The sequence below is a fragment of the Vibrio sp. SCSIO 43155 genome (assembly GCF_023716605.1).
GTDB classification, from domain to species: domain Bacteria; phylum Pseudomonadota; class Gammaproteobacteria; order Enterobacterales; family Vibrionaceae; genus Vibrio; species Vibrio harveyi.
The window spans coordinates 992,289-1,006,919 of sequence record NZ_CP071853.1; the positions used below are offsets into that span (position 1 = coordinate 992,289).

Below are 14,631 nucleotides of genomic sequence, written 5' to 3' on the forward strand. Positions count from 1 at the left end.
TTCAAAAAAGGCGAGCCAGTGGGTTCGCCTTTTTTACTCTTAGGATTTGGTGTTCATGAGGTAGCTCTGATTCTGACTCAAAAACTGAATCACTACATTCGGCGCCACAGATGGGTCATTCCAGCGAGCCTAGGCGAGACTAGGAATCTACTCACCGCGCGTTAGGTTCTAATAACAGAGCAAATTTGGGGGAGTTATTAAAATGACGTCAAGCAAACGTTTATCAAGAGCTGAATAGAAATTTTTATGCAATCAATTATATATCGCTTTTGAAGATTCAATTTTTACCTGTATGATGTACGGAAACTTGCAGCTCATGATTTAGCAAACTAATTAGTGGACCTTGTCCTAGCGGCTCATCTTTGCCCTATTGCGTTTTATCATTAAAACCCTTCACACTTTGTTACGCTTTCATTTGACCAAGTTTATCGAATAAATCAATATGCTATTTATTGACTACTAAGTGGATGGTTGTCAGAACCTATCTACCTCATTGATACAAAGGTAAAAACGTGGAATTTTTTGTTGGGGCTATCATCATTTATATTCTGTACAAGCTGATAACTGGGAACTCTAAGTCCAAAACTTCCAACAGCTATGAGTCTTCCCAAAATAATACAGTCTCAAAGCCTTCTGCTCAAAAGAGTGATGCTTACAGTACGCAAGCGATATCAGTTTCCTCTTATAATGATAGTGATGAAGAGTTTGCAACGTTTACAATTCGCACAAGTTTTGGAAGAGAAACTGAAAAATCGCCTAATAAACAAAAGGGTCGTTGGGTTGGCGAAAGTGAGCAACTGACCATTAACGGAAGAAGGCTTCACAAAGGTCTTTTTTACTGTGGTGGTGTAATGAAGTCACTTGATGGGTATGGGTTAGAACCATCTCTTGTTGATGAGGAACGTCCCGCATCAAAACCTTCAATGGACATCGGAGCGGAATTATATACCGACGAAACACTAGGGTACTGGCCAAGTTATTCCTCTTTATCAAAAGAGTGCAGAGGAGCCTATCTAGACTGGTTAGCATCTGACCGCTCTGACCCAAACACACCAATCGGATACGTGTTCATTTACTTCTATGGTTTTGAAAGAAGAATCATTGAAAATCAAGCTAACTCTCAGGTATCAGATCAAGAATTTACCATAATATTTGAAGAGGTATTACGTCTTCATAAAGTGTTCAATACAAACCGCTCTTTTAGAGGATATTCGGCTAATTTTCTTGAATTGATGGCTTTGCTCAGAGCTACTCTACTTGAACAACGGATTACAAAAGTACCAGACACAAAGAATGCACTGTCATTCAAGCTGAAACTAGCCAAAACCGTAGTTAATGAGCAACCTGTTGGGGCGGAGTTAGCGTTAGACTGGTTAACAAATTCACTTGAGTATTCACTAAAAACACCGGCTCGCCGGTGTGAAGATGAGTTTCGCAAACTTTTCGAAATAAGATTCTCTCAAAAATTTGGGGAGGGTATATCAGTTAAGCCAAACAAAACAAAGCTTCGACTCTCATATCATGCGGCAAGCAACGGGATTAATGGTTTCGACTTAAACCTGGAAGGGTTGCCTGATCCTAGTATTCTCAAAGGCCCTATAAACAAGCTTATTCCTATTGCAGAGCAGTGCACGGAAGAACTAAGTAGCTATAGTCGCTATTTAGGCAAGGCTGATACCTCGAAAAATGATATAGCCGCATTGATGTTACTCCCAGAAGAACTAGCAAATGAATCCAACTCATCAGTCATTGGATCTTTCAAATCATGGGCTGTTCAAGTGGTTCAGAGTAATAACGGGATAACGACAGTGAAAGAGTTTTGGTCTCACACTGGAATACCGCTTCCCAAGGCTATGAACAAGAAAGAAAACGAGCTCCTTATTCAACTTGCTGCTAAAGCTGATATAGGTATCGCCCCGGATATGCGTTTTCATCAAACAAAGTTCAAAGCTGATGGCAACATTGTATTGTTCTCACCAGGTCATGGTGAATTTTTTGAACCTAGTTCGGCTTTCAACCAAGTAAGTTTGTGGATGAGGCTTGGCGCAATGGTGGCTACTATTGACGGTATCGTTGACCAAGATGAAAAAATGACGCTGCAAAAATTACTTGAGCATGATGACCGACTCTCTCCATCCGAGAAACGCTCATTGAATGCTTACTTGACGTGGCGACTTAATACCCCGGCGAACACCGCAGGGTTAAAAGCAAGAATAGAGCAGCTCAACTCTCCACAAATTGATTCCTTAAAGAAATTTATGATTTCAATTGCTCTTTCTGACGGTAAGGTCGATTCATCTGAAATAAAACAAATAGAGAAACTCTATACATGTTTGGGATTGGATAAATCACTTGTCACGAGCGATATTCACGACCTAGCATCGACGAGAGTACCTGATTCCGCCTTTCCAAAAACGACCGACGAAATCGGAAGTAACTTCCAGTTGGATGAGAGCATTCTGGCGATGCATGAGAGTGATACGAGCGATGCTAAGAGCATGTTAGAAAGCATATTTGCGGTTGATATCGAACCAGAAATAGAGATGATGAACTCGTTCTCTACAGGTTGTGATGGGTTGGATAACGCGCATAAAAATCTGTTTGATATGCTACTGAGCAAAGAAACATGGCCGCGAAGTGAAGTTCAAAAACTATGTAGCAAACTGAACTTGATGGTTGATGGCGCGATAGAAACTATCAATGATTGGGCTTACGAAAAAGTAGATGCTCCTGTCTTGGATGATGATGGTGATATTTACGTCGATCTAGAAATTGTGAAAGAATTAGAAGGTTAAATGATGGTTGCAAAAAAAATACGTGCAAAAGAAAGAGATGCAATTATCCAATCGCTGAAATCTGGTGTAACTCCCAAAGTAGGGATTCAGCATATTCAAGTTGGTCGCGTTAACGAATTAAAAGCGCTTCTTCAAGACATTGAGCGGATTTCCGATGGAGGCTCAGCCTTTAGGCTTATTATTGGAGAGTATGGTTCAGGCAAAACATTTTTCTTGAGTGTTGTTCGGGCTATTGCTTTAGAAAGAAAGTTGGTAACTGTTAATGCCGACTTGTCTCCAGATAGACGAATGCATGCATCTGCTGGGCAAGCCAGAAATCTATACTCAGAGTTAATGCGTAATATGTCCACGCGAAATAAACCAGATGGAAATGCGCTAACTAGTGTGGTCGAAAAGTTTATCACTGAAGTGAGAAAGGAAGCTGATGCGACAGGAAAAAGCATCAATGCAGTTATCCATGAAAAGCTATCTTCAATTTCTGATCTTGTTGGCGGTTATGACTTCGCAAAAGTAATCGAGGCTTATTGGGTTGGACATGAACAAGACAATGACACTCAAAAGGCTAATGCCATAAAATGGCTTCGTGCTGAATATTCAACTAAAACGGACGCTCGCAAAGATTTAGGCGTCAGAACAATAATTTCAGATTCGTCTTTTTATGACGCGCTCAAAATAATGAGTCTATTCGTTCGCCAAGCGGGATATCAGGGGTTGCTCGTTAACCTCGATGAAATGGTAAACCTGTATAAGTTGAATAACACAACGGCTAGGACTTCTAACTATGAACAGATATTACGAATTCTCAATGACTGTCTACAAGGCACTACTGAGTATTTAGGTTTTTTACTTGGTGGAACGCCTGAGTTCCTCCTTGACCCTAGGAAAGGTCTTTATAGTTACGAAGCACTTCAGTCGAGACTCGCGGATAATAGCTTTGCGAAGCAAGCAGGCATTATCGACTACTCATCTCCAGCACTGCACCTTGCAAGCTTGACCCCAGAAGAGCTCTATATACTACTAAAAAATTTGCGTCATGTTTATGCCGAAGGTGACGAAAGTAAGTATCTTGTTCCTGACGAATCCTTAATCGCATTTCTAAAACATTGCAGTCAGACTATTGGACAAGCTTACTTTCGAACTCCACGTAACACGATAAAGGCTTTTTTGGATATGCTGGCGGTAATCGACCAAAATCCAACGATAAGCTGGGACGATCTGCTTCCAACGCTTGGAATTGAAGATGAGAAGCCTTCTGACGTTGAACTTGAATTAGATGAAAACGTGGATGGTCTCGCTGACTTCAAATTATGATAAATGAACATGAAAAGCTCGATGTTCGAGTTCAACGCTGGATATTTAAACAAGGTTGGACAAACCTACGAGAAATCCAATGCCTAGCTATTGAGCCGATTCTTTCAGCAAAAACTGACCTTGTTATTAGTGCTTCTACAGCTGCGGGAAAAACTGAAGCATTTTTTCTTCCAGCAATCAGTGCTATAGCTAGTCAGGATGAAGGAGTAGGTATCCTTTATATCAGTCCGCTAAAAGCTTTAATAAATGATCAAGATAGGCGTTTAGAAAGCCTATCAGACTTAATGGATATACCAGTAACCCCTTGGCACGGGGATAGCTCTAAAAGTCGAAAGAATAAGTTAAAAACGGCACCTGCGGGAATTGTCCTAATCACTCCCGAATCGCTCGAATCGTTGTTTATCCGAGATTCTGGCTGGGTGAAGTCTGCATTTTCTGATTTGAAATATATCGTTATTGATGAGTTTCATGCATTTCTTGGCACAGAGCGCGGACATCACTTACTTTCTTTGCTTCACCGATTGGAACATCTTCTTGAGAGTTTGAAGAAGCCGATTCCTAGGGTTGCTTTGAGCGCAACTCTTGGTGAGTTAGACAAAACACCGTTGTCACTTCGTCCTAATCAATCTATGCCATGTAAAATAATAACGGACTCGAATTCGACATCTGTACTTAAGGTGCAAGTCAAAGGGTATTTGAATCCCGCTCAGGTCGATAGTGAAATACCAATTGATGCTGAATACAAAATCTGCCAAGACCTGTTCAAGTTTTGTCGAGGAGGGAACCATTTAGTCTTTGCAAATAGCCGGAATAGAACTGAAAGCATTGCTGCAACGCTTAGCGATTTTTGTGAGCAGCAGTGCGTGCCGAATGAGTTCTTTCCTCACCATGGCTCGCTTGCGAAGGAGTTGAGAGAAGACCTAGAGAAACGTCTTCTAAAAGAGCAATATCCTACAACGGCGGTGTGTACCATGACTCTTGAGTTGGGTATCGATATTGGCAAAGTTAATTCCGTCATACAGGTTACGTCTCCTCACTCCATTTCGAGCCTGCGACAGAGAATGGGACGCTCAGGAAGGCGTGGTGATCCTTCTGTACTGCGAGTGTTGATTGCGGAGGATGAACTTACAAAAGATTCAAATGTTTTCGATATACTCCGCCTAGAGTTAATACAATCCCTAGCAATGATTAGGCTACTCATAGGTAGTAAATGGTATGAGCCCGCTGATACGTCCCTTTACCACTTTTCTGCACTTCTACATCAAATACTTGCTGTTATAGCTCAGTGGGGGGGCATTCGGGCTGCGCAACTATTTAACTTGCTCTGTAAAGAAGGGCCATTTCAGAAAGTTGGCGTAGATCACTTCAAAGGCCTTCTTGTCCATATGGGGAATACTGATCTAATTACTCAGTTAGGTAACGGTGAATTAGTTTTAGGTCTATTGGGTGAGCGTATTACAAGTCACTATTCGTTTTATGCTGTATTCAAAACACCAGAGGAGTACAGGATTATTAGTGGAACAAAAGCGCTGGGAGCACTTCCTATCGACTCACTTGTGTTAGTTGGGCAGAAAATTGTGTTTGGTGGGAAACGATGGAGAGTGATTGATATCGATAGTGACAAAAAAACCATTTATGTTGAACACGCTAAAGGTGGTAAAGCACCAAAATTTGGGGGTAGTGGGATTACAATCCATGACGTTGTTCGCCAAGAAATGTTTCGCATACTCAAAGATGGTGATTACAGAATTTCAGTAGGTAACACAAAAGTGGATTTTGCCGATTCGATTGCAAGAGAACAATTTAAGGAAAGTGTAACCTTTTTTCAACTATCAGATTTAGCGGAAAAACCGCTATTGAAAGCTGGTGACAGTACTTATTTGTTTACGTGGTTAGGTGATAAAGTAGTCAACACTATTGTAGCTCTCCTCATCATGAATGGATACGAAGCTAGTGCATATGCCGGAGTCATTGAAGTAGAAAAAACGTCCTTTGAGGGCGTTAAGTCGACTTTACGTATTCTAGCTTCAAGACAACTACCTAGTGAGACAGAGTTAGCCAAGTCTGTATTGGAAAAGCAAATTGATAAGTTTGACGAGTTTTTGCCTGAGGACATTCTCTCTATTGGGTATGGTACAAAGGCGTTTGATATTAACGGGGCTAAAGAGTGGCTTGTTCTTGTTTGATACTTAGATCTTCCCGATACCTGACTTAATCTATATATTTCTAAATTAAGTAGCAACACTAGCGAACTTCTGTCCAAAAATGAATTACAAAATCCTCATCCAACAAAAAGGCGAACCAATCGGTTCGCCTTTGTCTATTTAGATTCTACAAAAATTAATCTTCGTAGTTATCGATGCTTGGGCACGAGCAGATTAGGTTACGGTCGCCGTATACGTTATCTACGCGGTTTACTGTTGGCCAGTACTTCCAAGATTTGGTTGCTTTAGAAGGGAAGCAGCCAAGCTCACGAGAGTATGGGCGATCCCATTCATCTTTCGCTAGGTCAACTTGAGTGTGTGGCGCATTAACAAGCGGGTTGTTATCTAGCGGCCATTCACCATTCTTAACCTTCGCCATCTCTTCACGGATTGCGATCATCGCATCACAGAAGCGGTCTAGCTCTTCTAAGTCTTCCGATTCTGTTGGCTCAACCATGAGCGTGCCTGCTACAGGGAACGACATGGTTGGCGCGTGGAAACCGTAGTCCATTAGACGCTTCGCGATGTCTTCTTCGCTGATACCTGTTTCTTCTTTCAGTGGACGAATGTCAATAATACATTCGTGCGCTACACGACCGTTTGAGCCACGGTAAAGAACAGGGTAGTGAGGGCGCAATTGCTCCATCACGTAGTTCGCGTTCAGAATCGCTACTTTCGTTGCGTCTGTTAGGCCAGCTTTGCCCATCATTGCGATGTAAGCCCAAGAGATAGGCAGGATAGACGCGCTACCCATATCTGCTGCGGATACTGCGAAGTTTTCGCCGTCTGCACCGTTTTCAATATGACCCGGTAGGAAAGGTGCTAGGTGCGATTTTACACCGATAGGCCCCATGCCTGGACCGCCACCACCGTGTGGGATACAGAAGGTTTTGTGTAGGTTTAGGTGAGAAACGTCTGAGCCAATAAAGCCTGGCGTTGTTAGACCAACTTGTGCGTTCATGTTTGCGCCGTCTAGGTAAACCTGACCGCCTGCGGCATGAACCATTTCACATACTTCTTTCACTTGCTCTTCGTACACGCCGTGCGTAGAAGGGTAAGTGATCATGATGCTTGATAGGTTGTCTTTGTGCTTCTCGATTTTCGCTGCTAGGTCAGTGACGTCGATGTTGCCTTCTTCATCACACTTAACCACAACCACTTTCATTGACACCATAGACGCTGTTGCAGGGTTAGTACCGTGCGCAGAGCTTGGGATCAAACATACGTTGCGGTGACCCTCGCCACGGCTTTCGTGGTAGCGTTGAATCGCGATAAGACCTGCGTACTCACCCGATGCACCAGAGTTTGGTTGCAGTGAGAATGCGTCGTAGCCTGTGATTTCACATAGCTTCTCTTTCAGATCTTTTGCTAGTGCTGCGTAACCGGCTGCTTGTTCTGCAGGTGCGAACGGGTGGATCGAACCAAACTCAGGCCACGTTACTGGGATCATTTCTGCTGCTGCGTTCAGCTTCATCGTACAGCTGCCCAGTGGGATCATGCCGTGCGTTAGTGAGAAGTCTTTGTTCTCTAGCTGTTTTAGGTAACGCATCATCTGTGTTTCGCTGTGGTGTGTGTTAAACACAGGGTGCGTTAGGTATTCTGTTGTGCGGCGCAGTGCTTCTGGAATCGCTGCAAATTCGTTGCCAGCAATTTCAGTTGATAGTGCTGCGACTTCTTCTTTCACGCCGAATACTGCGAATAGGGCTTCTACGTCTGCCACGGTTGTGGTTTCGTCGAAGCTTACACCTAGCTGAGTACCCAACTTACGTAGGTTGATGTCTGCCGCTAGTGCTTTTGCGTATAGCTCTTCAGTTTGTGCACCAGTATTGATGGTGATGGTGTCGAAGAAGCTGTTGTGAGCAAGCTCGAAGCCGCCTTTAGTCAAACCAGCAGCTAGGATGGCTGTCATGTGGTGCGTACGACGAGCAATCGTACGTAAACCTTCTGCGCCGTGGTAAACCGCGTAGAAAGACGCCATGTTCGCTAGCAGCGCTTGAGCGGTACAGATGTTTGATGTCGCTTTTTCACGACGGATGTGCTGCTCACGCGTTTGCATTGCCATGCGCAGTGCTTGGTTGCCGTTGGTATCGATAGAAACACCGATAACACGACCTGGCATAGTACGCTTGTGCTTGTCACGTGTTGCCATGAAGGCTGCGTGTGGACCACCGTAACCCATAGGAACGCCGAAACGTTGTGCCGAGCCGATTGCTACGTCTGCGCCCATTTCACCCGCAGGTTTTAGTAGGGCAGAAGCCAATAGGTCAGTCGCTACCGTTACCAGCGTTTTGTTCGCTTGTGCTTTTGCGATGATGTCCGTTAGGTCACGAACTTCACCTGTTGTGCCTGGGTACTGAACTAGCGCGCCGAATACGTCTTGCTCTGGTAGTGATTCTAGAGAACCAACTAGGACTTCAAAGCCGATGAATTTCGCACGAGTTTTTACCACTTCGATGGTTTGTGGGTGAACGTCGTCAGCAACGAAGAATACGTTACTCTTGCTCTTACCCGCACGCTTACAAAGTGTCATCGCTTCTGCTGCTGCCGTTGCTTCATCGAGCAGTGACGCGTTCGCGATTTCCATACCAGTAAGATCCATTACCATTTGTTGGTAGTTTAGAAGCGCTTCTAGACGACCTTGTGAGATCTCCGGTTGGTAAGGGGTGTAAGCGGTGTACCAGCCCGGGTTTTCCATCACGTTACGTAGAATTACGTTTGGCGTGAAGGTGTTGTAGTAACCCTGACCAATGAATGTACGTTTAACTTGGTTCTGATCGGCGAACTTACGCATTGCTGCCAGCATGTCTGCTTCGCTTTTCGCTTCTGCCAAGCTCATTGGCTGCTCTAGGCGAATTTGCGCTGGTACGGTTTCGTCGATAAGCGCATCAAGGCTTACTGCGTTGATCGCTTCCAACATTTTTTGTTGGTCAGATTTGTTTGGTCCATTGTGGCGAGCAACGAACTCGTTTTGTGTGCTGAGGCTTTGAAGTAATTCAGTCATTGTCCTTTACCTACTCCTTGGTTCGGGTAACGGATTTACGCTACTGATAATCTAAATTATACGTCCGAACCTAGAAAAAAAGCTGTCCACTAATCGTTATGCTAGGGGACAGCTTTCGTCTCATCCTAATTACTCTTCTTCGATAGAGCTTAGGTATTCTTCCGCATCTTTTAAGTCATCCAACTCAGATGGGTTTGAAAGCTTCACTTTCACAATCCAACCACCTTCGTATGGTTCTTCGTTGATTAGCTCTGGGCTGTCTTCAAGCTCTTCGTTGATTTCAACTACTTCGCCAGTGATTGGTGAGTAGATGTCTGAAGCGGCTTTTACTGACTCAACCAAAGAAAAGCTTTCGCCCGCTTCGACTTCATCTTCCACGTCTGGTAGGTCAACGAAAACTACGTCACCTAGCATCTCTTGAGCGTGCTCTGAAATACCGATAGTTACTGTGCCGTCACCGTTGTCACGTACCCACTCGTGGCTATCTGTAAACTTCAGTGTTTTGTCCATTGCTTAATCTCCAAATAACTTGTCAGGATAGTTTCTGATTTAATAAATCTTTTATTGGTAAAGAGGGTAACGACTGCAAAGCTCTTTCACTTGCTTGCGTACGCGTTTTTCTACTTCTGCGTCACCTTCTGGGTTGTTCACCAAACCGTCCAGTACGTCACCAATCCAATTACCGATGAGTTTGAATTCTTCAGTGCCAAAGCCGCGGCTTGTACCCGCAGGCGTTCCTAAACGGATGCCCGATGTAATCATAGGCTTCTCTGTGTCGAATGGGATGCCATTTTTGTTACATGTGATGCCTGCACGCTCTAGTGCTTCTTCTGCTTTGTTACCTTTCAAGCCTTTAGGGCGAAGGTCAACCAGCATTAGGTGTGTGTCAGTACCACCGGTTACGATGTCGCAACCGCGAGTTTGCAATACTTCCGCTAGAACTTTTGCGTTGTTGATCACTGAATCAATATAAGTTTTGAATTCAGGACCAAGCGCCTCACCGAACGCAACTGCTTTAGAAGCAATCACGTGCATCAGTGGGCCGCCTTGCAGACCTGGGAATACCGCTGAGTTGATTTTCTTAATGATATCTTCGTGATTGGTCAGAATCATACCGCCACGTGGACCACGCAGTGTTTTGTGGGTTGTAGTCGTAACCACGTGTGCGTGAGGAAGCGGGCTAGGGTGCGCGCCTGTTGCGATAAGACCGGCGATGTGCGCCATGTCGACCATAAGAATCGCGTTTACTTCGTCTGCGATTTCGCGGAATTTTGCAAAGTCGATAGTACGTGGAATAGCACTACCGCCTGCGATGATCATTTTAGGTTGGTGCTCAAGTGCTAGTTGGCGAACGTCTTCGTAGTTGATTTCTAGTGTTTCGCGGTCAACGCCATATTGAACTGCGTTAAACCACTTACCAGAAAGTGCAGGGCGTGCACCGTGTGTTAGGTGACCACCTGCGTCCAGAGACATACCAAGAATAGTGTCGCCAGGTTGAAGTAGTGCCAGTTTTACTGCGCCGTTTGCTTGTGCGCCTGAGTGTGGTTGAACGTTTGCGTATTCACAATTGAAAAGTTTTTTCGCGCGTTCGATAGCAATGGCTTCCACTGTATCTACGTGCTCACAACCACCATAGTAACGGCGACCTGGGTAACCTTCAGCGTATTTGTTTGTTAGGCATGTGCCTTGAGCTTGCATTACCGCTTTAGACACGATGTTCTCAGAAGCGATAAGTTCGATTTGTTCGTTTTGGCGAGCGAATTCTGCCTGAATTCCAGCAAAGACAGCGTCATCTGTCGCGGAGAGGTTGGTAGAGAAAAAGTTTTCCAAGCTGTGGTTAGGGTAACTCTTGTTCATGGTAGTTGACCTTCCAAATCTGAAAATGAACCCGCAGTAGAAATAGTTGTTTGATTGCGATGGTGGCTCATTTGTCCTCAAAACAGCTGAACTGCATAGCAGAACAGAGTGACTTTCGACCCGAATAAGTGGGTTAAAACTCCGTCGGATTGTGGTTTCTCTTGTCCAATCTCTTACGGAAATGTGCATCTCTACATCTAACAAGTTGGTAACATAGCGCTTGCGGAACGAACAATCAACCAAAAATTTCCTATAGGAAACGAGATTTCTGGTTTTGTTAACAAGAGCACGCTTTAATTAACTCGGTGGACTTTTATCCATTATAGGGTTCATGCACAATGCTAATAGGAAGGAATAAAGGATATTTACAGAGGGATTTATGGCAGAAAGTATTTACGATGAATACCCGTCAATGACGTTGGCGAAAGAGCAACAAGACCAAAATATTGAACCGCTTAAGCTCGGTCAGCGCATTAAAGATATCCGCTCTAAACTTGGTATCACTTTGGAAGAGGCGAGCCAACGTACTGGACTTGCGCGTTCTACGTTAAGTAAGATCGAGAATGAACAGATTTCTCCTACCTTCCAAGCGATGCAAAAGCTAGCTCACGGATTGCAGATCGATATGCCGCAACTATTTGAACCGCCAAGGAAAAAGGTGGCAACTGGGCGTCGCGATGTGACCAAAAAGAAAGAGGGCAAACCGCACCCAACCCAAACTTACGAGCACGAGCTGCTGGCGACTCAACTTTCCAATAAGAAAATGATGCCTTTTAAGAGCCAAATCCGTGCCCGCAGTTTTGATGAATACAAAGACTGGGTTCGCCATGATGGGGAAGAGTTTTTACTCATCTTATCAGGTGAAGTTATGTTTTATTCTGAGTTCTATGAGCCTGTTGTATTAAGCGAAGGCGACAGTGTGTATTACGATGCGAACATGGGTCATATGTTGACCAGTGTGAGTGAGGAAGACGCGCACATTTTGTGGGTGACTGCCAAATAGTGATAAATAGTTGTAAATTTCCTATAGTGAAAGCAAACGATTGCTATCTGTTTTGAATGCGTTATGATGGCGCTCTGTTGATGATATCTCACTCAACAGAGCGCCTTTTTTGTGCGTTTTGTTGTGATTAAAATGTTAAAAGTCACACTTTTGAAAGTCGAGCGATGTCTTGTTCGTGCAAAATTGAATCAAGCGTGTTTATTATTGGAAACACATTGAATGCCGACAGCATTCTCGGGTCTATCTAAATGGAGACGAAAATGACTCAAGAACTTCTGAAAACACCACTGCATGCACTTCATGTTGAAGTAGGCGCAAAGATGGTCCCGTTCGCGGGTTACGACATGCCAGTTCAATACCCACTAGGCGTTAAGAAAGAACACTTACACACACGTGATGCAGCAGGTCTGTTCGATGTTTCTCACATGGGTCAACTTCGTTTGATTGGCGATGGTGCGGCAGCTTTCCTAGAGACGTTAGTTCCTGTTGATATCGTAGATCTAGGCGCAGGCAAGCAACGTTATGCGTTCTTCACTAATGAGCAGGGCGGTATCATGGATGACTTGATGGTCGCGAACCTTGGTGACCATCTGTTTGTGGTTGTGAACGCAGCATGTAAAGAGCAAGACATTGCACACCTTCAAGCGCATCTTCCTTCCGGCGTTGAGCTGGAAATCATCGATGATCGTGCACTGCTTGCGATTCAAGGTCCTAAAGCAGCAGAAGTACTAGCGCGTTTTGCTCCTGAAGTAGCAGAGATGCTGTTCATGGATGTTCGCAAAGTTGAACTACTAGGCGTTGAGTGCATTGTTTCTCGTAGTGGTTACACTGGCGAAGACGGTTACGAAATCTCGGTACCGGCTGACAAAGCAGAAGAGCTTGCTCGTAAGCTAACTGGCGAAGAGGAAGTAGAGTGGATCGGTCTTGGTGCTCGTGATTCACTTCGTCTTGAATGTGGTCTGTGTCTATACGGTCATGACTTAGATACAACGACGACTCCTGTTGAAGCAAGCCTATTATGGGGCATCCAAAAAGTACGTCGCGCAGATGGTGAGCGTGCGGGTGGTTTCCCTGGTGCAGACATCATTCTTAAGCAGATCGAAACAAAAGACGTTGCTCGTAAGCGTATTGGCTTGGTTGGTCAAACAAAAGCGCCTGTGCGTGAAGGTGCAGAACTGTACGATGCAGATGGCAACAAGATTGGTGTAGTAACCAGTGGTACAGCAGGTCCAAATGCTGGTAAGCCAGTTTCTATGGGTTACGTGCGCGCCGATCTTGCGGCTATCGGTACAGAGCTATTTGCAGAAGTACGCGGCAAGATGCTACCAATGACGGTAGAAAAAATGCCTTTCGTACCGCAACGCTACTACCGTGGTTAATTAAAGCTCGTCATTCCAGCGAGCCAAAGCGAGACTAGGAATCTACTTCCCACGCGCTGTATAGCTATAGTGTCGCGTTTAGGAATAAGCAACTATTAAGTAGGTTCCATTTCGTTTCCTCTTTGAAACGAAAAGCATAAACAAAAATGCCGAGCAAATTGCTCGGCATTTTTACGTTATTCTGAAGGTGTTGATTACGCGCTTAATTCTTCAATCGGGCAACACATATCGATAACCACTTCACTCAATTTGTCTGGGTGAATCATGTCTTCTTTATTCACACTAAATTGGCTTGCCATGATGGTGTTGAACAATTCCCAGTGTCTGATCAGCATCTTGTCGCGGTTGTTTGCGTCTTCTGGCCATGTCTCTTGCATCATTGGAGCTAGGCTAATCGCGCCATGAGCAAATACCAGCATTTGCCATTTTGATTCCCACTGATCGATTTGGTATTCAGGGTATTCAACATTGTAGTCCGCAAAGAGGTCGGTAAAAATCGCTGCAAATTCGTCTTTCGATCTTAAGAAGTATTGCAGTAGCGCATCATCGCCTTGGCGAATTGCGTCAGCAATCATCTGCACTGGGTGAGGGTTAACCAGCGCGAACGCAAGCATTCTTACCATGAATAGGTAAATCTTCTGATTAGACGGGGTGTTTGCTGGCATTTCGTTAACCAGCTGCGCCATGTAACCCTGCATGAACTCGTCCATGGCATCACTTACGGCTTGCCAGATCTTCTCTTTGCTTCCGAAGTGGTGGCGAATCAAACTATGGGAGACACCAGCCTTTTCACTGATGTTTCGAAGCGAAACTCGTTCATAACCTAACTCACAGAACATATCTGCCGCGACTCTAAGAATCAGGCACTTAGTTTGCTCAGCGGCTTCAGCACTCCTACGGCCTTGCTTTCTCTCTGTCATAGTTCGAATTTTCCCGAATATTATTCAACGCGCTTATTTTTACCAGAAACCGGACGATTTGACTAATTATTTTATTATCCATGTGGAAAATATGTTGATCATTTTTTTATTGTTCTTATACTGCACGGCTGTGTAGTAAATGAAAAGTCGATGGAGAAAGC

At 44.4% G+C, this 14,631-nt stretch carries 9 protein-coding genes; 5 read left to right on the forward strand and 4 right to left on the reverse strand.

All coding sequences use genetic code 11. From position 1 onward, the window contains the following. The first annotated feature begins 512 nt into the window (after positions 1 to 512). From J4N44_RS21340 to J4N44_RS21350, 3 genes are read left to right on the forward strand one after another with little or no spacing between them, the layout of a single operon-like run. Positions 513 to 2,795 (forward strand): tellurite resistance TerB family protein, encoded by a 2,283-nt coding sequence (locus J4N44_RS21340; protein WP_252045751.1) that lies wholly within the window; start codon positions 513 to 515, stop codon positions 2,793 to 2,795. Further along, a complete protein-coding gene (locus tag J4N44_RS21345) occupies positions 2,796 to 4,106 on the forward strand; it encodes an ATP-binding protein (RefSeq protein WP_252045752.1) in 1,311 nt (436 codons plus the stop codon). It begins immediately after the preceding gene. Next, entirely contained in the window at positions 4,103 to 6,292 is a 2,190-nt protein-coding gene (locus J4N44_RS21350; protein ID WP_252045753.1) for a DEAD/DEAH box helicase, read from the forward strand. The genes J4N44_RS21345 and J4N44_RS21350 overlap by 4 nt, the downstream gene beginning before the upstream one ends. Before the next feature lie 154 nt (positions 6,293 to 6,446). Here the strand turns inward: J4N44_RS21350 and gcvP are convergent, their stop codons facing one another. From gcvP to J4N44_RS21365, 3 genes are all read right to left on the reverse strand, one after another. After that, positions 6,447 to 9,311, reverse strand: a complete 2,865-nt coding sequence (gene gcvP, locus J4N44_RS21355; protein WP_252045754.1) for an aminomethyl-transferring glycine dehydrogenase — start codon at positions 9,309 to 9,311, stop codon at positions 6,447 to 6,449. Between the two features lie 129 nt (positions 9,312 to 9,440). Next, a complete protein-coding gene (gene gcvH / locus J4N44_RS21360; RefSeq protein ID WP_005451648.1) occupies positions 9,441 to 9,821 on the reverse strand; it encodes a glycine cleavage system protein GcvH in 381 nt (126 codons plus the stop codon). Between the two features lie 51 nt (positions 9,822 to 9,872). Then, positions 9,873 to 11,168, reverse strand: a complete 1,296-nt coding sequence (locus tag J4N44_RS21365; protein WP_252045755.1) for a serine hydroxymethyltransferase — start codon at positions 11,166 to 11,168, stop codon at positions 9,873 to 9,875. A 379-nt stretch (positions 11,169 to 11,547) separates the two neighbouring features. Here J4N44_RS21365 and J4N44_RS21370 point away from each other — a divergent pair, with 379 nt between their 5' ends. Next, a complete protein-coding gene (locus J4N44_RS21370) occupies positions 11,548 to 12,171 on the forward strand; it encodes a helix-turn-helix domain-containing protein (RefSeq protein ID WP_005431308.1) in 624 nt (207 codons plus the stop codon). 260 nt (positions 12,172 to 12,431) lie between these two features. Further along, complete coding sequence (gene gcvT / locus J4N44_RS21375) at positions 12,432 to 13,550, forward strand: glycine cleavage system aminomethyltransferase GcvT (protein WP_009696728.1); 1,119 nt, start codon at positions 12,432 to 12,434, stop codon at positions 13,548 to 13,550. A 194-nt stretch (positions 13,551 to 13,744) separates the two neighbouring features. On the opposite strand, the gene J4N44_RS21380 is transcribed toward gcvT, so the two are convergent. After that, a complete protein-coding gene (locus J4N44_RS21380) occupies positions 13,745 to 14,470 on the reverse strand; it encodes a TetR/AcrR family transcriptional regulator (protein ID WP_005451652.1) in 726 nt (241 codons plus the stop codon). Between the last annotated feature and the right edge of the window lie 161 nt (positions 14,471 to 14,631).

Bases quoted from the DNA above. Each gene is read 5' to 3' on its own strand.
- gcvT (WP_009696728.1), top strand. From the start codon at position 12,432: ATGACTCAAGAACTTCTGAAAACACCACTGCATGCACTTCATGTTGAA.
- gcvH (WP_005451648.1), bottom strand. From the start codon at position 9,821: ATGGACAAAACACTGAAGTTTACAGATAGCCACGAGTGGGTACGTGAC.
- J4N44_RS21345 (WP_252045752.1), top strand. From the start codon at position 2,796: ATGATGGTTGCAAAAAAAATACGTGCAAAAGAAAGAGATGCAATTATC.
- gcvP (WP_252045754.1), bottom strand. From the start codon at position 9,311: ATGACTGAATTACTTCAAAGCCTCAGCACACAAAACGAGTTCGTTGCT.
- J4N44_RS21380 (WP_005451652.1), bottom strand. From the start codon at position 14,470: ATGACAGAGAGAAAGCAAGGCCGTAGGAGTGCTGAAGCCGCTGAGCAA.
- J4N44_RS21350 (WP_252045753.1), top strand. From the start codon at position 4,103: ATGATAAATGAACATGAAAAGCTCGATGTTCGAGTTCAACGCTGGATA.
- J4N44_RS21370 (WP_005431308.1), top strand. From the start codon at position 11,548: ATGGCAGAAAGTATTTACGATGAATACCCGTCAATGACGTTGGCGAAA.
- J4N44_RS21365 (WP_252045755.1), bottom strand. From the start codon at position 11,168: ATGAACAAGAGTTACCCTAACCACAGCTTGGAAAACTTTTTCTCTACC.